At 49.9% G+C, this 20,841-nt stretch carries 19 protein-coding genes; 13 read left to right on the top strand and 6 right to left on the bottom strand.

Annotated features, from left to right (window positions below; genetic code table 11):
* The first annotated feature begins 395 nt into the window (after positions 1–395).
* Together FC96_RS11865 and FC96_RS11870 are read left to right on the top strand one after the other, a co-directional pair.
* On the top strand, positions 396–851 hold the full coding sequence (locus tag FC96_RS11865; protein WP_056943158.1) for a hypothetical protein: 456 nt from the start codon (positions 396–398) through the stop codon (positions 849–851).
* Entirely contained in the window at positions 851–1,339 is a 489-nt protein-coding gene (locus tag FC96_RS11870; protein ID WP_056943159.1) for a hypothetical protein, read from the top strand. The genes FC96_RS11865 and FC96_RS11870 overlap by 1 nt, the downstream gene beginning before the upstream one ends.
* A gap of 191 nt (positions 1,340–1,530) precedes the next feature.
* Here the strand turns inward: FC96_RS11870 and FC96_RS11875 are convergent, their stop codons facing one another.
* Entirely contained in the window at positions 1,531–2,427 is an 897-nt protein-coding gene (locus FC96_RS11875; RefSeq protein ID WP_056943160.1) for an alpha/beta hydrolase, read from the bottom strand.
* A gap of 150 nt (positions 2,428–2,577) precedes the next feature.
* Here FC96_RS11875 and mprF point away from each other — a divergent pair, with 150 nt between their 5' ends.
* The 11 genes from mprF to FC96_RS11930 all read left to right on the top strand — a co-directional run bounded on the left by mprF (position 2,578) and on the right by FC96_RS11930 (position 16,215).
* Positions 2,578–5,181, top strand: coding sequence for a bifunctional lysylphosphatidylglycerol flippase/synthetase MprF (mprF, locus tag FC96_RS11880; RefSeq protein WP_056943161.1), 2,604 nt, complete (start codon positions 2,578–2,580; stop codon positions 5,179–5,181).
* Positions 5,182–5,505: 324 nt separating this feature from the next.
* Positions 5,506–6,648 (top strand): PLP-dependent transferase, encoded by a 1,143-nt coding sequence (locus FC96_RS11885; RefSeq protein ID WP_056943162.1) that lies wholly within the window; start codon positions 5,506–5,508, stop codon positions 6,646–6,648.
* Between the two features lies 1 nt (position 6,649).
* Positions 6,650–7,825, top strand: a complete 1,176-nt coding sequence (locus tag FC96_RS11890; RefSeq protein ID WP_055679781.1) for an aminotransferase class V-fold PLP-dependent enzyme — start codon at positions 6,650–6,652, stop codon at positions 7,823–7,825.
* A 109-nt stretch (positions 7,826–7,934) separates the two neighbouring features.
* Positions 7,935–8,546: an NAD(P)H-binding protein gene (locus FC96_RS11895; RefSeq protein WP_056943163.1), complete on the top strand. Its 612-nt coding sequence runs from the start codon at positions 7,935–7,937 to the stop codon at positions 8,544–8,546.
* A gap of 161 nt (positions 8,547–8,707) precedes the next feature.
* Complete coding sequence (locus FC96_RS11900; RefSeq protein WP_056943164.1) at positions 8,708–9,028, top strand: hypothetical protein; 321 nt, start codon at positions 8,708–8,710, stop codon at positions 9,026–9,028.
* 160 nt (positions 9,029–9,188) lie between these two features.
* A complete protein-coding gene (locus FC96_RS11905) occupies positions 9,189–9,998 on the top strand; it encodes a hypothetical protein (protein WP_056943165.1) in 810 nt (269 codons plus the stop codon).
* Positions 9,999–10,010: 12 nt separating this feature from the next.
* Positions 10,011–10,778 carry a hypothetical protein gene (locus FC96_RS11910; protein WP_056943166.1) on the top strand — a complete coding sequence of 256 codons (768 nt, stop codon included), beginning with the start codon at positions 10,011–10,013 and terminating at the stop codon, positions 10,776–10,778.
* 135 nt (positions 10,779–10,913) lie between these two features.
* Entirely contained in the window at positions 10,914–11,411 is a 498-nt protein-coding gene (locus FC96_RS11915) for a methylated-DNA--[protein]-cysteine S-methyltransferase (protein WP_056943167.1), read from the top strand.
* Positions 11,412–11,426: 15 nt separating this feature from the next.
* On the top strand, positions 11,427–12,389 hold the full coding sequence (locus FC96_RS11920) for a LacI family DNA-binding transcriptional regulator (RefSeq protein WP_056943168.1): 963 nt from the start codon (positions 11,427–11,429) through the stop codon (positions 12,387–12,389).
* Between the two features lie 170 nt (positions 12,390–12,559).
* A complete protein-coding gene (locus FC96_RS11925; RefSeq protein ID WP_056943169.1) occupies positions 12,560–13,945 on the top strand; it encodes an SLC45 family MFS transporter in 1,386 nt (461 codons plus the stop codon).
* A gap of 17 nt (positions 13,946–13,962) precedes the next feature.
* Complete coding sequence (locus FC96_RS11930; RefSeq protein WP_056943170.1) at positions 13,963–16,215, top strand: glycoside hydrolase family 65 protein; 2,253 nt, start codon at positions 13,963–13,965, stop codon at positions 16,213–16,215.
* Positions 16,216–16,337: 122 nt separating this feature from the next.
* Here FC96_RS11930 and trpA read toward each other — a convergent pair whose 3' ends face one another.
* From trpA to trpD, 5 genes are read right to left on the bottom strand one after another with little or no spacing between them, the layout of a single operon-like run.
* Complete coding sequence (gene trpA / locus FC96_RS11935; protein ID WP_056943171.1) at positions 16,338–17,141, bottom strand: tryptophan synthase subunit alpha; 804 nt, start codon at positions 17,139–17,141, stop codon at positions 16,338–16,340.
* On the bottom strand, positions 17,134–18,348 hold the full coding sequence (trpB, locus tag FC96_RS11940) for a tryptophan synthase subunit beta (protein ID WP_056943172.1): 1,215 nt from the start codon (positions 18,346–18,348) through the stop codon (positions 17,134–17,136). The genes trpA and trpB overlap by 8 nt, the downstream gene beginning before the upstream one ends.
* A 15-nt stretch (positions 18,349–18,363) precedes the next feature.
* Positions 18,364–18,945 carry a phosphoribosylanthranilate isomerase gene (locus tag FC96_RS13220; protein WP_056943173.1) on the bottom strand — a complete coding sequence of 194 codons (582 nt, stop codon included), beginning with the start codon at positions 18,943–18,945 and terminating at the stop codon, positions 18,364–18,366.
* The gene (gene trpC, locus FC96_RS11950) at positions 18,942–19,730 is read right to left on the bottom strand and encodes an indole-3-glycerol phosphate synthase TrpC (protein ID WP_056943174.1); all 789 of its coding nucleotides are present in this window, start codon (positions 19,728–19,730) and stop codon (positions 18,942–18,944) included. The genes FC96_RS13220 and trpC overlap by 4 nt, the downstream gene beginning before the upstream one ends.
* Complete coding sequence (gene trpD, locus FC96_RS11955) at positions 19,727–20,749, bottom strand: anthranilate phosphoribosyltransferase (protein WP_056943175.1); 1,023 nt, start codon at positions 20,747–20,749, stop codon at positions 19,727–19,729. Before trpD ends, trpC begins: the two co-directional genes overlap by 4 nt.
* Positions 20,750–20,841: the final 92 nt, after the last annotated feature.

Genomic DNA, 20,841 nt, shown 5'->3' on the forward strand with positions numbered 1-20,841 from the left:
AGGCGCTTTATCGGAAAATCCCGGGTTTGGATTTTTTGATAAAGTGCCTTACACAGTAGCAATCAGTCTTGTGGAGCACGTTTCGGCTAGATAGCAGAGAACCACACGGAGAATCCAGGGTTTGGATTCTCTGGGCTTTCGGCTTACACAGTAGCAATCAGTCTTGTGGAGCACGTTTCGGCTAGATAGCAGAGAACCAAACTATTCTAGTCTAGCTCACCCGTTTTTCCTCAATAAAATAAACGCGTAGTGTGGGCCATCACACTGCGCGTTTATTTTATTCAGATGAGGCAATCAAAAGCATCCCCCAATTTTACCCAACCACCTCAGAACTCCTGCACGCTATCTCAGGGTATGCTACAATTTGACTAGCGCTTGAGCAAAGGATGTTTTGCATGTTAAAAAAACAATTAATGATGTGGGGAATCGTTTCCTGGGGATTATTCACGGCTGTCAATTTGGCCATGTCACTACCCCTCGTCCGGTTATCTCACGGTCAGTCAACGATGCTTGATTTCTGGAAAGTGACCGCGATTTCACTGGTCTTGTATTTGCTACCCTTGATTTGGGGAGCGGCTGGGCATAATTCCGGGTTTTACATTCTGGGATTGGTCATCGCGGTTTATACGATTGCGACAGCCAACGTGATTATTGCGATGGTAACGGGCAGTTCGGCTACAATGCTCATCAAAACGGCAATGATCGTAGGAGCTGTGGTCGTTATCGGAGTGAACCTGTACTGGCTGATTTTAGGTTTTCGCTATCGGAAAACACTGGATGAAAAGCGTGACGATGCCCTGTATCATAAGCTTAATGAGCGTCATAATGATAAACAAAAAGAGGTCAAATAATGGAAATTTCAGTTGAAACGTTAACCGAAACGCTCGAAGAGGGGAATTACAACGTCAAGGAATTCACGACGAGTTTGGCAGATGTGGCTAAAAAGGGGAGTGCGGCAGTTCTCCAGCCACTAGTTGATAATATGGCAACTGCAATTCAAAACACCCAATTAGCGCAAGCCAATCTGTTATTTAGTGATGCTGATATAACGGTCCGTCTGGAAAATAACGTCATCAACCTCCCGTACCAAAATATCAATCCCATGAAAAAGATGCTGGCTCCGGAAGCGACGATGGCTGTCAATGTGTACAGCATTATCGAATCACCAGATGTGAATGTATCATCGCTGCGAATTGATAAAGTCGCTTCAGCAGATGATTTCGTGAAACACGTCGACGAAATGGCAGCAGGTGTGGCCACTTGGTTGGATGATAAACTGACGATCATTAAAAATCATGAGGATAACGCCGAAGAAGCAAAACAACCTAAAAAATCGTAATTCACATTCCAGCGTTTTCGTGTTATGATGCTTTTATGCGATGAGTCGAGAAATCACGCTGCTTACTGGCAGTCCGCACAAGCGGCTTGGTGAAACTTTCGAACAGCGGGTACGTGTTCCCACCGCATTGTGGGGTACCTTGGCTTAAAGGAAATGTGGATTTCTGAGAGCCCTTAGGCTGGGAAAAGAGGTCAGTACGTTGAGTACTGGCCTCTTTTTTTTGGTGCATTTGGTGGGACAACCGGATCTGATTGCCATAGCGCTGCAACGATGGCCCGGAAAGCGGGATGAGTCTGATGGATCTGATGGTGGTTGAGCCCAGGGAGGATGGTCGTTGTCACCCGAGCGCCAGAACCAGCGAATAGTGGCTTGACCGCCACCGCCTCACCAATTTTTGTTTCGCCATCTCCCGCGCGATGTTGCAACTTACCGATGAGGTTAAATATTTCAAGCTGTGGTTGGCGACCAAGCAGGTCACGCCGTTTCAAAAGGTCCGCATATTGTGGGGCGCGGAACCGGGGTAAGCCGGTCAGCGGCAACTCTGTGTTGTCCGCGCCCTCGTTGACTGGCACGCCAAGCAAGACGAGCTTTTTTAGAATCGGCAATGTTTGGTTGGCTTCCGAAAATAAAACGTTTAACATGGCATTACCGCCCCACGAATGGGCGACTAAGTGATACTCGGTTAGGCCTTCGTGGACTTGGAGGAATCGTAAAATGGTTGCTAACTCCTTTCCATGGGTCCGGTAGCCAGCTAAGCTATTCGCAAAAATAACCTGAATCAGTGGATTATTCGCGATTCTTGAGAGGTGGCCCGAGGTGTGAATTTTGCCAGTTGGCCCCACGATAATTGTCATGACTTTTGTGGCTGCGTTGTGGTTTTGAAAAGCGGCAATCATGGAATTGTAGGAACGACCACTACCCAACCAGCCGGGAACAAAAAGGGTGGGTACCGCTGTATAGTTCAGATCGGAACGCCGACTGGTTAAGGGCTGGGGGCGAACTGATACTTGATTGAGCCGGTAGAAGGCCGCACCAGCTGAGACTGTGATCCCGAGGGCGGCTAAGGCCCAGGTCCAATGAGGTTGCAAGTGAACACCTCCGTGTAATAACGATTACCAACATTATACGCGCTAAAAGACTGAATCGGGGCAATGTTTGTTTCGCTAAAGCATAAGACCGATTCTTTGTCGTCACAGGCATTCACTGGCATAATATAAGTACAACATGGGGGGATTAATGTGAAAACTGTCTGGCAAAAGTTAAGTCAATGGTTTGACCGTTACGCGACGGTCTTGAAACTACTATTCGTTGTTTCGGTACTGATTTTTGTTGTGCGTGAGGTTGGCCGAATTTTGCGAGAGGTGAACGGTCAACAAATCCGTCAAAGTCTGGCTTCGCAAAGTCCGCAGTCACTTGTTTTGATGTTGGTGTTAGGATTCGTATCAGTTCTGCCGATGTTAGGGTATGATTTTGCCATCACGGAATTGCTGCCAGGGAAGTTTACCAAGCGCTACATCGTCAAAAGTGGCTGGGTCGTCAATACATATACGAACATCGCTGGGTTCGGTGGGTTATTAGGGGGAAGCCTCAGAGCCCTGTTTTATGCCAAGGAAGCCTCCAAAAAACAGATTTTAACGGCGATTTCGAAGATTGCCTTATTCCTGCTATCGGGGCTATCGGTGGCGAGTGCGGTTTCGCTAGTCTTGATTTTTGGCTTACATCAAGGGGCCGTTTACGGTCGTTATTGGGTGTGGCTAGCTGCCGGGGCGCTTTACTTTCCGGTCGTATTTATCATGACTCGGACCACAAAGGGTGAATTTTTTGCGGACTTGACGCTGCCTCGCCAAGGGCGCTTACTGTTGAGTTCGACTTTGGAATGGGCAGGCTGCGCAGGCTTTTTCCTGGTTATCGGGCATCTATTGGGACAATCCTCGATGTTGGCCGTTTACCCCATGTTTGTCGTCGCGTCCCTGTTTGGGGTTATTTCAATGGTTCCTGGTGGCCTAGGGTCCTTTGACGTCGCCATGATTCTGGGCTTACAAATGGTTGGCGTTAACGCCAGCGTTGCGGTGGTCTGGCTGGGTCTCTACCGGGTGTTTTACTACGTCTTGCCGTTTTTGGTGGGCACGTTTATCTTGGTCCACGACATGGGTCATCAACTAAACGAACGGTTTAACGGCTTACTTAAAAATGCCATTTCCCGCGGGGCCCAGCTCTTTTTGACGGGCTTTATGTACTTTTCCGGCATTATGTTACTCCTGTTTTCAGTATTGCCAGACGTGGTCCTTAGTAACCGACTGTACTTGCGATTAGTGCCGTACATGGTGATCTATCTCAGTCAGTTAGCCAACATCGTGATTGGGTTCTTGCTGATTGGGCTGGCTCGGGGAGTCAGTGCGCGCGTCAAGCGGGCCTTTTGGCCGACGGTTGTGGTGTTGGTAGTCTCGATTGCCAATACGCTGAAAGCTGAGAACTTCCCGGTGGCGGTTGCGATTTTCTTAGGGATTGTCTTAGTGAGTCTCTGGTTGTCGCGGCACCAGTTCTACCGGGAACGGTTAACTTTTTCGTGGGGTGGTAATCTGGCGATATTTGTCATTTTCGCTGGGACGTTTGCTGTGTACAGCTTATCTGGGTTGTACATGGCCAATATTTGGCACCCGCACTTCCGGTTAGCGCAGCACCTCTTGTTCCCATCGGCCCGGATCTGGTTCGCTGGCTTTCTTGGTGTCTTTTTGTCGGGGCTGGTACTCATTTTGGTCTTTCGCTACCTCGGTGCAAAAAAGCCGCCGTTTTTAACCGCGCCGTTTGACGCCGACCGCATTTGGGCTGTTATTCGCCAATTCGGCGGCAATGAAATTAGCCATTTGGCATTTTTACGGGATAAACAGGTGTACTTCTACCAAGAGGATGGCACGGACAAAGTCTTCTTCTTGTTCCGCCAAAAGGCTAACAAGTTGATCGTGATGGGCGAGCCAGTCGGGGAGGCCGCCAGTTTTTCAAAGGCCATTAATGCGTTCATGACGGACGCCGACCGGTACGGCTTCTCGCTGGTCTTTTATCAAGTGGATGAAACCTTGACAATTCAGCTGCATAACATGGGGTTTGACTTCATTATGGCTGGGGAGGAAGGGCTTGTTGACCTCTCTGACTTCACTTTAGCCGGAAAGCGGCATCGTGGTGAGCGGGCGTTAGTCAATAAGTTTGAACGTGAAAATGGCACGTTTGAAATTATTCAGCCGCCGTTTGATCAGCCAACCCTTGACAGTCTTCATAAAATTTCTGACGAGTGGTTAGGTGATCAAGTTGAAAAGGGCTTTTCGCTGGGGTATTTTGATGCTTATTACCTCAATCAGGCGCCGATTGCCGTGGCACGGAACGCAGATGGTGACATTGTGGCGTTCGCCAATATCATGCCAACTGGCAATCACGATACCACGTCAATTGACTTAATGCGCTACGGAAAAGATGCGCCGTCTGGAGTCATGGATGTGTTGTTTGTTAACCTATTTTTAGAGTCGCAAAAGCAGGGCTTTTCGTATTTCAACCTTGGCATGACACCGTTGTCTAACGTGGGGGATTCTCGGTTTAGCTTCTTCGAAGAACGCGTGGCTCACCTGATTTACGAATACGGCAATAGTCTGTACGCCTTCCAAGGGTTGCGGGCCTACAAGGAAAAGTATGTCGATAAGTGGGTCCCGAAGTTTATTGCTTACCGGAAACGGACGTCCGTTATTTTCACGATGTTGCAGATTTTTACCATCGTCAACAAACGGTCAGGATCGGCGATTAGAGAGACACCGGCCTTCTTGCCACACCGTTTTAAAGGACGGAGTAAGAGTTGACAGTTTTAAAAATGAGTGTATTATGAGATTAATCTCATAAATTGGCGTTGACGAGAAGAGTAAGTCAGGGAACCTGTTAAGAGAGCCGTCCACGGTGAGAAGCGGCCAGGCAAAGCGACTGAAGATGATCTCAGAGCTAGAATTGGGGTGTCATGATGATGCTACCAATTCCGTGGGCAATCGATATCTTGCGGAGTCTCTCATTTTTAATGACGGACTTGCCAAGACTTGAATTGCGAGATTTAAGTAAATATCAGGTGGTAACGCGTTGCCTTCGTCCCGATCAGTGGGGCGAAGGCTTTTTGTTTTGGAGGAGGAATTCGGATGGACTTAAAACAAGCACATATTGAAACGATTTTAGCGCAGGCGGGGAATCGAACGGATGACGTTAAAACGGGGGCGGTGTCGACCCCAATTTATCTAACAACCGCATACCGTCACGCCGGGCTGGGGCAATCTACCGGGTACGATTATTCCCGGGAAACTAACCCGACCCGTGACGTCTTACAACAAACGCTAGCACAGCTTGAAGATGGGGCTGGCGCATTTGCCCTAAGTTCGGGCATGGCGGCGATTCAACTCGCCTTTTCAACGTTTAAAACCGGTGACACTATTGTGGTTTCTGATGATCTTTACGGTGGCTCGTTTCGGTTCTTTGACTTCCTTCACGAGAACTATGGGCTCAACTTTGAGTTGTGGGACGGTCAGGATAACGATCGGCTGACCCAGCTGGTCGCCGCTCCGGCCACCAAAGGCATTTGGCTTGAGACCCCGTCCAATCCAACGATGAAGTTGATTGATATCCAAAAAACGGCGTCGATTGCGCATGAGCATCACGTTAAGGTTCTGGTGGATAATACGTTTTATACCCCGTTGTTACAACGCCCGTTGCACGATGGGGCCGACATTGTTGTCCACTCTGCGACCAAGTACCTGGCGGGGCATAATGACGTTTTAGCCGGGGTGGTAGTCTGTAAAACTCAGGCAGATTTAGCCGCGTTGGATCGCAACCTTACGACCACCGGAGCGGTCCTTGACCCGTTTGACTGTTGGTTGTTACTGCGGAGTCTTAAGACGTTACCGTTGCGGTTAGCCCAACACGAACGATCGGCCAAGGCGATTGCGCAAAACTTGCGTGACAATCCAGCTGTTGACCAGGTGCTTTACCCTGGCCACGGCGGAATGATCAGTTTTTACCTCCATGATGAGTCGTGGGTAGATGATGTTTTGCAACACTTAGGCATCATTTCATTTGCCGAATCACTGGGGGGTGCGGAGAGCCTGCTGACGGTCCCGGCTATCCAGACCCATGCCGACCTGACCGAAGAAGAGCGTCAAGCAAAGCACATTACTAAAAACCTCCTCCGATTGTCCGTGGGACTCGAAAATACCGATGACTTAATTGCCGACTTAACCCAGGCGATTCAAGCGGCGCAACACAGCATTGCAGCAGGAAAGGATGATTAATATGAGCGACCAACACTATTCAGATTCAACGCAGGTGATTAAAACGACGACGAAACCCGACCCGACAACGGGGGCCATTAATCCACCAATTCAACTCAGTTCAACGTTTGCCCAACCCGGCTTGGATGACTTTGGTCCGTATGATTATTCCCGTTCTGGCAACCCCACCCGTGACGTTGTGGAAGAAAGTATTGCGGCGTTAGAGCACGGCGATCGGGGCTTTGCTTTTGCCACCGGAATGGCCGCTATTTCGGCCGCCTTTTTAACCCTTCATCAGGGTGATCATGTGGTAGTGACAAACGACGTCTATGGTGGGACATTTCGGCTGGTGACCGAACTGTTGCCCAACTACGGGATCGACTATACGTTTGCGGACTGTAGTGACCCAGTGGCGTTAGAAGCAGCGATTCAAGAGAACACCAAAGTGGTCTACATCGAGACGCCGTCGAACCCAACGTTAGCGGTGACGGATATTGCGCAAGCTGTCAAGATTGCACATGCCCACGATGCCCTCGTTTTTGCCGATAACACGTTTATGACCCCCATTTTTCAAAAACCGTTAGACCTCGGGGTTGACCTGGTCCTTCATTCGGGGACTAAATTTCTGGCCGGCCATTCAGACATTTTAGCGGGCCTCATCGTGACGAAGACCCCGGAGCTAGGCGAAGCAGTGTACTTTGTTCAAAACGCCATGGGCGCGACACTGGGCGTCAGTGATTGCTGGTTACTGTTGCGGGGGATTAAGACCCTTAGCGTGCGAGTCAAAGCCGAAGCCCGAAATGCCCAGGCGATTGCAGAATGGTTCCAAACGCAACCGCTAGTTAAAGCCGTTCACTACCCAGGATTGGCGACGGATCCCGGTCACGCCATTCAAGCAAAGCAAGCGACGTCGGGTGGCGCCGTATTATCCTTTGATGTGGGGAGTGAAGCTAACGTTGCTGAATTAGTAAACCACCTGAAGATTCCAGTATTTTCCGTATCGCTGGGCGCCGTGGAAACGATTCTGTCCTACCCACCCAAGATGTCGCATGCCGAGCTCTCTGCGGCGGAACGTCACGCTCGCGGCATCTCAGACGGCCTATTACGGCTGTCGGTTGGGGTTGAAGACGTGGCCGATCTAAAAGCGGACTTTGCCCAGGCTTTTGCTCAAATCAGTCATCAACAAACCGTCAAATAACCCAGGACAATCCCCGAAATAGCCTCGTTTGTTCGAGTCACTCGTGGTAGAATGTAACGTATTAAGACACATTTAACTAAATGTGCAATTTCTGAATTGGAGCGATAGTATGACTCACGTTCTTCTGTTAGGGGCTACTGGTTCACTTGGTACGGTGGTACGTCAGTATTTTAAAGACAACACCCAAGATGAGTTAACGATGATGGTTCGCCATCCGTTAATGCTACAACGGGTGGATGCCAACCGTGAAACCGCAGTGACTGGAGATGCGTTGAACCGCGATGACTTGGCGCAGGTGATGACCGATGTTGACGTCGTGATTGCCTGCTTATCCGGGCGGTTACCGGATATGGCGCGAAACATTGTTGATGCCCAGATTTCGGCTGGCATCACCCGCTTGATTTTTGTGACGGCAATGGGGATTTATAACGAAATTCCGGAAACGGTTGGGTTGACTGGAAACTTAGAGATTAACCCAATGCTCATCCCATACCGGGAAGCGGCGGACATCATTGAAGCGTCCCCGCTGAATTATACGATCATTCGGCCTGGTTGGTTTGATAATCAAGATGATCTGAACTACCAAACGACTAAAAAAGGCGACCCGGTTGCCGGCCATGATGTGTCACGCAAAAGTGTCGCTGATCTCATGGTCAAATTGGCGCACGACAGCCAGCTTGGGCACCGAGAAAGTCTGGGAATTAACCGAATTGGTTCGTAACGACCGCTTGTTAGTGTGTCCATTTTCAAGTCGTTGAAGGTCCGTCCGCAGCTAGGGGCGGACTTTTTGTTTTGATAAGCAAAGAATGGTATTCTGACGTCAAAAGCACAGGTTTAATTTCACTTCATCTAGGGGCTTTTGAACGGGAGATGACGACAAAGATGTTAGTTCGATACAAAGATCAACCAGTTAGTGTCTGGGAAATTAGTCGGACGAGTGAGCGGCCCGACTGGGTTGAGACTGCTTTGGCTAAAAAGGAGATTTTTTGGTTAGATAACCGGGTTCGAATTCTCATGAGCAGCTTAAATCCGCCGTATCAAAAAAAGCATCGACTGGGGTCTGGCGGGACCGTTGGTGGCGGTGTCGATGCTCTTGGTGTCTACGCTTATGGGGACGTTGGGGATTTTCTGGATGCGACGAATCAACGGGTTGTTTCCCGAAAGAAATTCTTGGCCATTTATCAAATTGTGGAAGATGAATAGTCGTGACTAGCTATTGAGACCGCCTAACTAACTGTTCGTTGGTTAGACGGTGATTGGCCAGTTTTGACTGGAATGACGCAAATAAACATCGTGAAAACGTGCGTCCATTTCCCGTTTAGGGTATGCTTACTCTATAGGAAAAACGAGGGGGATGGGCGCAATGAAACTGAAGCGATTAATGGCGTTGTCACTATGTTTGCTGGTTGGCGGCGTCGCGACGTGGGATGGCGGGTCATCGGCGCAGGCGGCAAGCACGACCTGGCAGTGGGTCAAGACTAAGAAGTATCCGGATGTGGCCTATCATCTGAAGGACGCAACGAAAAGCGCGACAATGTGGGATTTGAAACACAATAAAAAAATTCATAACTTGAAGAATTATCCGAAGACGACCTGGTACTTGTCCCAGAGTGTTAAATTACAGATGGGCAAGAAAAGTGGCATCTATTACCTCGTCAAAAACAATACGAATAAGGTGGCGGGGCTCGTCTACCGGGATTACCTGAAAAAAGGGGTCAATCCGGATGATAAGTTGGCGAACGATCCTGCTGTGAAGGCTTATGGTGGCAATCTCGCTGGCATTAAGTCGTTCCGGGAAGAAAAAACGTTACAGGTCGATATTTTGGCCCTATTTCCCGGCACAATCTTGAATGATGCGTTAAGTGCGGATGCTAAAACGGATTTGAATGCCGCGCCAGAGCTAGGGCGGAAGTATTCGGCGACGAATAAAAATGCCAAGGCGATTGGGATTTTTTCACCTTATAACTGGATCAAGACGACGGCTAAAACGGATTACTCGAAGCTGGTTGCAGACGCGTTGACTGCTCAGGGTTACACGGCCGCTAAACGGCGGAATTATAAAGGTTACCAGATTGGCATCTACGCGACCCCTCACGGTTATGTGACGGGTTATAAAAATTGGGTCAGCGGCTATGGTTCTTGGGGAATCTATTTGGTGCCGACCGCGGACTAGGAGTGAATCAAGATGGAATTAACGCTGATTATTGACGGGCAACAAGCTCGATTAACATTACCGGAGCACCAAGGCCAATTGGTGTTGGGCACTGGTAAGCCAGCGACAACCACGGCCCCGCACACGACGTTATGGCTTAAAGCGGGCCGCCTCATTGGCATTGACACGTTACCAGCGGGCAAGCAGGCTGACCGGTTCATTCAGATTCAACCGGGTTGGGATGTCGAAGTTGGGTACCTTGCTCAACGGTTCAGTGACGTCGCGGTTGACCGCGGGAGCGTCAAGGTGCCCTTTCTAACGGGGACGGTGCCCGGCCACTTGGTTCCGGCCATTGATGCGTTTGTTGACCAAATAATGGTGGTGTTACAGGCGCTGGGCTTTGACCAATTATTTGCCAAGCCGGTTAAAAAGGGGCCAGCCAAGGCTCAACACCGGTGGCGAAAAGAACTGGCGGACGTTGCCTTTCAAGTTGCCTATGACGACAGTGAGGCAACGGTTTACTGGCAAAAGCGCAACGAAATGCGCATTGAAAAAGGGGCAACGCTGCGGGCAACGGCTCGCAAGAATAAGGATGGCAGTACTGGTCTGGGCGAGCGGATGGGTGAACGAATTCGTCTGGAGCATGCAGCCGCAATCGATGGAACGACGACCACTGAAGACGTGGTTTTAAAGAGTGTGAACGAAGTTGGGTTATTCTTGTACTTTGGTGGCACGAACGGTTGGCTACAGTTAAAAAATAATGATGGTGTGACCCTTGATGCGTTATCAGTCGTCGAGTAGATCGATTAAATAACCCTGCAAACCCCTTTTGGCGTTTTGGCAGGGTTGTTTAGTTTTTTTGTCACTATAAGCGGAAAAAGGTGGCGGCATTCAAGTCCGTTCTCTGCTACACTATAGAAAAACGGAGGTGGGAAAATGGCTCAAATTTGGTACCAAACTCATGATTTTGGTGATGGCGAACAGATCGTGGCAGCCACGGATGACGGGATTGTCTTCATCGGTGCGCCAGAGGCTGGGACCGCCGAGTTAACGCACTTTTTTAAAACAGCAACCGTTCGCCAAGAGGCAACGGTATTGATTGAGCAGGCCGTTCAGCAGTTGCGTGAGTACCGGGCTGGTCAGCGGCAACATTTTGATGTCGCAACGATGGTGCTGGCTGCTACGCCGTTCCAACGCCAGGTTTGGCGGACGCTGACCCACATTCCGTACGGCCAGACGGTCAGCTATCAACAATTAGCCGCCAAGATGAACCGCCCTAGCGCCGTTCGTGCAGTGGCCAGTGCGGTCGCTAAGAATCCGCTCATGGAAATCGTCGCCTGTCACCGGGTGATTCTAAGTACTGGTCAAACGGGGCAGTACCGGGGTGGCGCCACGATGAAGGCGCGGTTGTTGGCGATGGAGAAAAAAGCGTAAATTGGGGGAAGACAGATGGTCACGATTCGAGACATTGCGGAGCGAGCAGCCGTATCAGTTTCAACTGCGTCCCGGGCTTTAAACAATAATCCGCGAATCAGTCGGGAAACGCGACTGAGAATCCAGTCGATTGCGACTGAGATGGGGTACCAGCCAAATTATAATGCGAAAACCTTGACGAACGGTGAGGCTAACGCAGTTGGTGTGATTTTCCCGCCTGGTGACATGAGTACAGCGGCAAACCCCTTTTTCGTGGATTTGTTGATGGGCATTAACACACAACTTCGCCTGCGGAATGCGGTTTTATCCGTTGCGATTGCCAATACGACTGAAGAACTGACTAAAAATGTCTTGGCACTGATTTCGCAAAGTCTCATTCACCACTTTATCCTCCTTTACTCTAAGGCGAATGATCCAGTGGTTGAACTGCTGAAAAGCCAAGGTGTTCAGTATGTTTTGGTGGGCGACCCAACCCAAGATAATGAGCGCTATGTCAATAATAATAACCGCTTGGCCGGCGCCAAAGCGCTAGAATACTTGAATCGACACTTCAATAGTCGGCATGTTTTGTTTGTCGAATCTGAAATGGAACAAGGATTTGAGAAACAACGCCGCTTAGGATTCGAATCGGCGGCGCAGCAACTGGGCGTTAAACGTGAATTATTAAAGTTACCCGATAAGGCAATGCAGCATCTTGATCAAGCAGTCGCTCAATATCTGGATAATCGCCGAGATATTGACGGGATTATGACGACTGATGATCTCATTGGGATGATGGTCTATCAGCTCACGCGGCAGCAGTTAAATCGGCAGGTGCCCCTCATTAGTTTTAACAAAAGCCAGTCAAACATACTGATAGGTGATCAAGTGAGGTTTGTCGAACTTTATCCCCAACACATGGGTGAGGCCGCTGTGCGAGTGCTATTTTCCGAGACCAAGCAGTTTGAGATGCTACCCTTTACGATTGAAAAGGTTTGATAGGCGTGACGATGATTGGCTCCGACCGACTTGGATGGTTAGGGCTTTTTTATTTTAAAAAAATTAGTGCAAACGGTTGCAATTTGGTGCAAGCGGTTGCATAATAAACAATTGAAAACGTTTTCTTTATTGTTATTTCAATTATTCCCATCCCTAAGGAGGGTGAAAATATGTCTGAGTCAAAAAACGAAACCGTCCAATCGGGTACGTCAAAAAAAGATTTATTACCAACGCTGCCGATTGCGACCATCTTTTTAATCAACTTTGGGTTTCTAGGGGTCCAGATGGCCTTTCAGCTACAAAGTACTAATATGGGGCGGATTTTTCAAACAATTGGGGCCGACCCCACTAAGTTAGGCTTCTTCTTTATATTGCCGCCACTGGCTGGCATGATTGTTCAACCGCTAGTGGGCTATTTCTCGGATCGAACGTGGATGCCACGACTAGGTCGCCGGATTCCCTATCTTCTCATTGGGGCGATTGTTGCCATGATTGTCATGTGTTTACTCCCTAATGCTGGTAGTTTTGGCTTTGGATTTGGGTCATTGGCCGCCTTATGGTTTGGGGCAATCACCATTTTATTTATGGATGTTTCCTCAAACGTTGCGATGCAGCCGTTTAAAATGATGGTTGGTGATATGGTCAATGAAAAGCAAAAGGGGTTTGGCTACGCCATCCAGAGCTTTGCTTCAAACGCAGGGGCGTTACTGGCTAGTCTATTTCCGTTTTTGCTCACCGCAATCGGTATTGCTAATACGGCAACAAAGGGGAAAGTCCCAGATTCAGTGGTCTTTTCATTTTATGCCGGAGCAGTCATTTTGTTACTCTGCTGCTTATTGACGGTTTTTCGGGTAAAGGAATATGACCCCAAAACCTATGCTGAATACCACGGGATTGACGAAACGTCTGCTAAGGCAAACAAGAAGAGCATTTGGGGCACCTTGAAAGCCGCACCGAAGATTTTTTGGACGGTTTCGATTGTTCAATTCTTCTGCTGGATGGGATTCCAGTACCTATGGACTTATGCAAACGGGGCCATTGCCGATAATGTTTGGGGCGTCACGAACCCAACGAGTGCCGGTTATCAAGCCGCTGGTAATTGGTATGGTGTCATGTCGGCGGTTCAGTCGATTGCAGCTGTTATTTGGGCCTTAATTCTGTCGCGGGTGGGGAACAACCATCATAAAGCGGCTTATGCGTTTAGTTTGATTTGCGGGGCCCTTGGGTTTGGTTCGATTTACTTTGTTCATGACAAATACGCTTTGATTATTTCGTTCAGTTTGGTGGGAATTGCTTGGGCGGCGATGAACGCCTTTCCGTTTACTTTCTTGACGAATGCCATTGACGATTCAGCTAATATGGGCACCTATCTCGGGCTGTTTAATAGCTCAATTTGTTTACCTCAAATTGTCGCTTCCCTAGCCAGCTTTGCCATTTTCCCAATGTTAGGGTCACACATGCCAGTGATGCTCCTGCTTTCGGGTATTTTCTTAGCTGTTGGTGCGTTGAGCGTCGGCATCGTAAAAGAGGTCTGGGCACGTAAGTCTGAAGCTTAATCTTTAGGAGGATCAGAATGAAACGAATTTTTGAAATTAATCCCTGGCACATTGTGACCCATGAGTTGTCGTCGGAAAATAAGCGACTTCAGGAATCAATGACGAGTTTGGGAAACGGCAACATGGGAATGCGTGGTTTCTTTGAAGAAGGGTACTCAGGCGACAGCCTCTCCGGTATTTACCTGGGAGGGGTATGGTATCCAGACAAGACCCGGGTTGGCTGGTGGAAAAACGGGTACCCAGACTACTTTGGCAAGGTCATCAACGCCGTGAATTTCATTAAATTAGGCGTCTTAATTGATGACGAGCCTGTAGATCTGGCAGTTGATCAGATTTCTGACTTTGAACTCGACTTGGATATGAAAACGGCGCGGTTAACCCGCCGGTTTACAGTGAATAAAGGTGATAAACAGGTTGCGTTTACCTTCGACCGCTTCATTAGCGTTGCGCAAAAAGAGTTGGCAGTGATCCAAGTTCACGCCAAGAACGTGGGGCAACAGCCAGTGACGGTGACTTTCAAGTCGGCGTTGGACGCTGATGTGGAAAACGAAGACGCCAATTACGATGAACGGTTCTGGGACGTCTTGGCGAAACGCGTTGACCAGAAGTCCGGGTCCATTGTGGCCGTGACTAAGGAAAATGCATTCGGCACGCCGCGGTTCACCGTGGGTATTAAGATGACGAATGAAAGCCGATTGGCCGCTCAAGGTGGTAGTGAGCCAACGGAAAAAGAGGTTCAAAATACCTTTAGTGGTGTGATGAACCCCGGGGACGAAGCGACGCTCACGAAGCGGGTGGTTGTGGTCACGTCTCGGGATTATAATAGCCAGCCGGAACTTGAAACCGCGATGAGCCAACTTAGTGATCAAGTAACCAACCAGTCATTTGATGCGTTGCTGACGGCTCATGCGGACGTCTGGGCTGTGCGTTGGGCAAAATCCGATGTTCAAATCGAAGGCGACGATGGGGCGCAACAAGGGATTCGCTTTAACCTCTTTCAGCTCTTTTCGACCTATTATGGCGAGGATAGCCGATTAAACATCGGGCCAAAAGGGTTCACTGGTGAAAAATATGGCGGGGCGACGTATTGGGATACCGAAGCATTTGCGATTCCGGTCTACCTCGGGATTACGGATCCGCAGGTCAGTCGTAATCTGTTGATGTATCGTTATCAGCAACTAGACGGCGCCTATCACAATGCGCAACAACAAGGCCTTAAAGGGGCCCTGTTCCCAATGGTGACCTTTAATGGCATTGAGTGTCATAACGAATGGGAGATTACCTTCGAAGAGATTCACCGGAATGGTGATATTGCGTTTGCCATTTTTAACTACACGCGCTACACGGGTGATACGAGTTATGTGTTGAATGAAGGTAGTAAAGTCCTGACGGAGATTTCTCGTTTTTGGGCGGATCGGGTCCACTTCAGTGAACGGCACCAACAGTACATGATTCATGGTGTGACCGGTCCGGATGAGTATGAAAACAACGTTGATAACAACTGGTACACAAACTACCTGGCGCAGTGGACACTTAAATATACGTTGGAAATTTTGGCACAAGTTTCGGCCGGCGTTGCGGAGAAGCTCAACGTTTCAGATGACGAAAAAAATCACTGGCAAGATATTGTCGATCGGATGTACTTGCCACACGACGAAAAATTGGGGATTTTCGTTCAACACGATGGCTTTTTGGACAAGGATATTCAACCGGTTTCTTCTTTACCAAAAGACCAGTTACCGTTGAATCAAAACTGGTCATGGGATAAAATTTTGCGGTCACCTTATATTAAGCAAGGCGACGTTTTGCAAGGCGTTTGGGACTTTATTGACGACTTCACGCCAGAGCAGAAGAAGGCTAACTTTGATTTCTATGAGCCGTTAACGGTTCACGAGTCAAGCTTGTCGGCTTCGATTCATGCTATTTTGGCAGCTGATCTACACTATGAAGATAAGGCGGTTGAGATGTATGAACGCACAGCTCGTCTTGATTTAGACAACTATAACAATGACACGGATGACGGGCTACACATCACGTCAATGACGGGAAGCTGGCTGGCGATTGCGCAAGGGTTTGCCGGAATGCGGATTCGTGACGACCAACTGCACTTTGCACCGTTTTTACCGAAGAAGTGGACCAGTTATCAGTTTAGAATTGTGTTCCGAGGACGGTCAATTAATGTGAAGGTTGATCAATCCGGGACCAGTTTAACGTTATTGGCGGGCGAACCGCTGACAGTGGACCTTAATGGCCAAAAGGTGCAACTTTAACGACTGTCTGATGACTTGACGCGTTCTCTAAATCGTACCAAAAACAATGATTAATTAATCTTCAAGCCAAAAAACACCGATTCGGTTTTCGAATCGGCGTTTTTAATCGGCCATAATTAAAGCTAAACGGCAGGATTCTTCGCAACGCCACTCACGGCCGCCTTCATCTGGCGCGTGTAATCGCGCAACTTGGCGGGAGCCTGGGTGCCGTATTCGGCCACGATATTGACGCAGGCGCTACCAACGATGGCGCCATCCGCAATGTTGGCCATCTCGGCGGCTTGTTCTGGGGTGTGAATCCCAAAGCCGATTGCGGCGGGGACATCTGTTACTGCTCGAATTTGGGCGATGAGGCCGGTCAGATCGTTGTTAAACTGGCTTCGTTCTCCGGTTACGCCAAGTGAGCTGACCACGTAGATGAAGCCGGTTGCGGCACCCGCAATTTTAGCGATTCGATCCCCAGAAGTCGGAGTGATGAGTGGAATGATGTCGACGTTGTAGCGTTCGGCAATCGGAGCCAGTTCGTCGCGTTCTTCAAACGGCAAGTCGGGAATCACTAAACCGCGGATGTCGAGTTCCGCACAACGCTGGCAAAATGCGTCGTAACCGTACTGAAAGACGATGTTGACGTAGGTTAAAAAGGCAATTGGCACGGCAGTTTGCTTGCGTGCTTCAACGACCATATCAAAGACCCGGTCCATCGGCAGATCAGGGTCATCCTTTAAAGCCCGCAGGTCAGCGGCTTGAATGACGGGGCCGTCAGCCACGGGATCTGAGAAGGGCACCCCAAGTTCCACAATATCGGCCCCGCCTTCGGCTAGCGCGACGATGTTTTGGACCGTAGTGTCAAAGTTTGGGTCGTTAGCAGTAACAAATGGAATAAAGGCTTTTTGATTGGTAAAAACTGGTTTTAATTGACTATTCATCGATGGCCACTCCCTTGTATTTGGCGATTGAGGCCACGTCTTTGTCTCCACGACCGGAAAGGGTGCAGACAATGATTTGGTCCTTGCGCATGGTTGGTGCGATTTTTTGAACGTAGGCGACAGCGTGGCAGCTTTCGATGGCAGCCACGATGCCTTCGGTTTTAGCGATGTATTCAAAGGCGGCAACGGCCTCATCATCGGTGACACCGACGTATTGGGCACGGCCGGTTGCGGCTAAGTGGGCGTGTTCTGGCCCCACGCCAGGGTAATCCAGACCGGCCGAAATGGAGTAAACCGGGTTGATTTGGCCGGTTTCGTTTTGCAGGAACATGGACTTCATACCGTGGAAGATCCCGTCAGAACCCCGTTCAACCGTTGCTGCAGTGAGGTTAGTATCCACGCCTTTACCCGCAGCCTCAGCACCGACTAATTGGACGCTGGGGTCGTCGATGTAGTTGGCGAAACTGCCGATGGCGTTGCTACCACCACCCACACAGGCAACGACCATGTCTGGTAACTGACCGGTTTGGTCCTGCAACTGCGCCTTGGATTCCTGGCTAATGATACTTTGGAAATCGCGGACCATCAACGGGTATGGGTGTGGACCGGTAGCGGATCCCATCAGGTAAAAGGTATCATCGACCCGGGTCGTCCAGTCTTGCAACGCCGCGTTAATGGCATCTTTGAGGACCATTGACCCGCTGGTGACGGGGTGCACCTTGGCGCCCAATAATTCCATCCGGTAGACGTTTAACTTTTGGCGGTCGGTGTCCTCCTTACCCATGAAGACCTCACATTCCATTCCAAAGTAGGCGGCAATGGTGGCCGTGGCGACGCCGTGTTGCCCAGCGCCAGTTTCAGCAATTAAGCGAGTCTTACCCATATGCTTCGCCAGCAAGGCTTGACCGATAACGTTGTTAATCTTGTGGGCCCCCGTATGGTTGAGGTCTTCGCGCTTCAGGTAAATCTGGGCGCCGCCGAGGTCTTCTGTCATGCGTTTAGCATAGTACAGCAGTGATGGCCGGTTCGCATAATCGACTAAGAGATCATGTAATTCGGTTTTGAAGGTCGGGTCGTTTTTAAAATGCTCGTAGGCTTTCGCCATGTTATCGAGTTCGTTCATGAGGGTCTCAGGAATATATTGACCGCCGTATTCGCCGTAGCGACCGGTGGTATTAGGGTTCAATGCTAAGTTTAATTCAGTCATAGATGAGGGGTCCTTTCAGTTGATAGCGTGTGCGATTTTGATGATTTCTTGAATCTTAGCCGGGTCTTTTTGGCCCGCTGTTTCAACGCCAGAGCTCACGTCAACCACGTCTGGGTGAACGATTGAAACGGCGTCGATAATGTTTGTGCTGGTTAAACCGCCTGCCAAGATCAATGGGTGAGCGGCTTTTGGAAGCCGGTGCCAGTCGAGTGGAATACCGGATCCAGCGCCGCTATCAAGCATGGTGTAATCCGCCTGGGTTGGCGTCACCGGCGCGTCAGGTTGATAAACCTGAAAAACCTGAGCACCACCGGCTTGTAGCGCTTGGACGGTGGTTTCTGGTTCGTTGCCGTGAAGTTGGACGATTTGAATGGCGCCGGCTTGCACCGCGGCCATCATTTCGGCCAGGGGCGCATTCACGAATACTCCCACGGTAGGAATGGCTGGGTCAATGAGACTGCGAAAAGTGAGGGCCGTTTTTAAGTCGATTTGCCGGCGACTTTTGGCAAAAACGAATCCCGCAAAATCCGGTTTAAAGGTGTTCACGGCCTCGGTATCAACCGACCGCATCAGACCACAGATTTTAATTTGCGTCATTGGACGGTCACTCCCAGTAAGTCGGCAATTTTTTGGCGCTTGTCAGAGGCGCGCATCAGGGTCTCGCCAATCAGGACGCCGTTAACGTTAGCCGCCTCCAACGCAGCGACATCTTGGCGATCGTGGATCCCGCTTTCGGCGATGAACGCCACGTTAGCGGGGACCAATGGTCGTAACTTGAGGCTGTTGCTCAGCGAAACGGTAAAGGTTTTGAGGTCGCGGTTGTTCACACCAATCATTTTTGCGCCAGCAGCCAAGGCCGTTTTAATTTCGGCTTCGTCGTGGGCCTCAACCAGAGCGGCGAGGCCAAGCTCGTGAGCCAATGCCAGGTAGCTGCTAAGCTGTTGAGGCGTTAGGATGGCAACGATTAATAAGACGATGCTGGCCCCGGCAGCCTTGGCTTGATACAACATGTAGTCGTCAATCACGAAGTCTTTCCGCAAAACGGGAGTGGTGACCGTGTGAGCGATTGCGTCGAGGTAGGCGATGTCCCCCTTGAAATAATCGGGTTCCGTTAAAACTGAGATGGCGGTGACCCCGGCAGTTGCGTAGGCAGCTGCGATGTCAACGTAGGGAAAGTCAGTCGCAATCTGGCCCTTGGAAGGGGAGGCTTGTTTGACCTCACCAATCAGGTGCATTCCCGGTGCCGTAAACTGGTCGTAGACGAGCTGTGGCGACTTAGTAGCGGCCTGAGCCGCACGTTGTTTCATTGCCTCCAGGCTGACTTGTTGTTTTTCAACTTGTAGTCGGCGGCGAGTGGCCGCCACGAGATCATCTAGAATCATGCGACCGTGGCCTCCTTGGTTAATTCAATAAATTGGTCTAACTTCTGAGCGGCTTTTCCGCTGTCGATGGTAGCAGCAGCTAAGTCGATAGCTTCTTGCATGGTCATTTCCGGATGGGCAGTGTACAGTGCCAACCCAGCGTTGAGGAGGACCACATCTCGCTTAGCGCCCAACTGACCGTTTAAAATATCACGGGTGATTGTGGCGTTTTCGGCGGGGGTGCCGCCGACTACATCGGCCTTTTGAGCCCGCTTTAGGCCAAATTGTTCAGGTGTGATGGTCATTTCAGTTAAGTGGCCATCCCGCACTTCGATCACGTGGGTCGGCGCTGAGATGGACACTTCGTCCAGCCCGTCAGTCCCGTGAACGACCAAGGCGTTTTTAACGCCGAGTTCGGTCAACACGTGGGCCATTGGTTCGAGCAGGCTATCATCATATACGCCCAGTAGTTGCATGCCTGCGTGAGCCGGGTTCGCTAGCGGTCCCAAGATGTTAAACAGGGTCCGAATTCCTAGTGTCTTTCGTACCGGGGCAACGTAGCGCATCGCTTGGTGGTACTCTTGGGCAAATAAGAAGCAGATGCCGATCTTGTTGAGAATGGCTTCGCTTTGTTCAGGGGTGACGTTGATGTTGACGCCCAAGGCTTCAAGAACGTCAGCGGCGCCGCTCTTTGAGGAAGCCGCCCGGTTACCGTGTTTGGCGACGGGGGTGCCAGCGGCAGCGACAACCAATGAGCTTGTGGTTGAAATGTTGAACGTGTTGGCGTGGTCGCCGCCTGTTCCGACAATTTCAAGGACGGGTTCGCCAGCCTTAAACGTTAGGGCGTGGTCGCGCATTGAGTCGGCTGCGCCGGCAATTTCAGCGACGGTTTCGTGTTTAACGGTGAGGGCGGTCAATAAGCTTGAAATTTGAATATCACTAGCCTTGCCCTCCATAATTTCGTTCATTACGTCGTTCATTTCGGCGAAGGTTAAGTCAGTCCGGTTTGCGACTTTGGTAATTGCGGTTGCGATTGTCATTTGAGTCATAGTTGATTCCTCCAGTTAGTTGAGTTGGGTGAGTGATCGGCTGATAGGTGATTAACTGGAATTGCCATCGTTTGATTGTCATG

Source organism: Secundilactobacillus kimchicus JCM 15530, from assembly GCF_001433995.1.
In the GTDB taxonomy this organism is placed as follows: domain Bacteria; phylum Bacillota; class Bacilli; order Lactobacillales; family Lactobacillaceae; genus Secundilactobacillus; species Secundilactobacillus kimchicus.

Bases quoted from the DNA above. Each gene is read 5' to 3' on its own strand.
- FC96_RS11885 (WP_056943162.1), top strand. From the start codon at position 5,506: ATGGACTTAAAACAAGCACATATTGAAACGATTTTAGCGCAGGCGGGG.
- FC96_RS11930 (WP_056943170.1), top strand. From the start codon at position 13,963: ATGAAACGAATTTTTGAAATTAATCCCTGGCACATTGTGACCCATGAG.
- FC96_RS11870 (WP_056943159.1), top strand. From the start codon at position 851: ATGGAAATTTCAGTTGAAACGTTAACCGAAACGCTCGAAGAGGGGAAT.
- trpD (WP_056943175.1), bottom strand. From the start codon at position 20,749: ATGACAATCGCAACCGCAATTACCAAAGTCGCAAACCGGACTGACTTA.
- FC96_RS11920 (WP_056943168.1), top strand. From the start codon at position 11,427: ATGGTCACGATTCGAGACATTGCGGAGCGAGCAGCCGTATCAGTTTCA.
- FC96_RS11890 (WP_055679781.1), top strand. From the start codon at position 6,650: ATGAGCGACCAACACTATTCAGATTCAACGCAGGTGATTAAAACGACG.
- FC96_RS11925 (WP_056943169.1), top strand. From the start codon at position 12,560: ATGTCTGAGTCAAAAAACGAAACCGTCCAATCGGGTACGTCAAAAAAA.
- FC96_RS13220 (WP_056943173.1), bottom strand. From the start codon at position 18,945: ATGACGCAAATTAAAATCTGTGGTCTGATGCGGTCGGTTGATACCGAG.
- trpA (WP_056943171.1), bottom strand. From the start codon at position 17,141: ATGAATAGTCAATTAAAACCAGTTTTTACCAATCAAAAAGCCTTTATT.
- FC96_RS11865 (WP_056943158.1), top strand. From the start codon at position 396: ATGTTAAAAAAACAATTAATGATGTGGGGAATCGTTTCCTGGGGATTA.
- FC96_RS11895 (WP_056943163.1), top strand. From the start codon at position 7,935: ATGACTCACGTTCTTCTGTTAGGGGCTACTGGTTCACTTGGTACGGTG.
- trpB (WP_056943172.1), bottom strand. From the start codon at position 18,348: ATGACTGAATTAAACTTAGCATTGAACCCTAATACCACCGGTCGCTAC.
- FC96_RS11900 (WP_056943164.1), top strand. From the start codon at position 8,708: ATGTTAGTTCGATACAAAGATCAACCAGTTAGTGTCTGGGAAATTAGT.
- FC96_RS11905 (WP_056943165.1), top strand. From the start codon at position 9,189: ATGAAACTGAAGCGATTAATGGCGTTGTCACTATGTTTGCTGGTTGGC.
- FC96_RS11915 (WP_056943167.1), top strand. From the start codon at position 10,914: ATGGCTCAAATTTGGTACCAAACTCATGATTTTGGTGATGGCGAACAG.
- FC96_RS11910 (WP_056943166.1), top strand. From the start codon at position 10,011: ATGGAATTAACGCTGATTATTGACGGGCAACAAGCTCGATTAACATTA.
- trpC (WP_056943174.1), bottom strand. From the start codon at position 19,730: ATGATTCTAGATGATCTCGTGGCGGCCACTCGCCGCCGACTACAAGTT.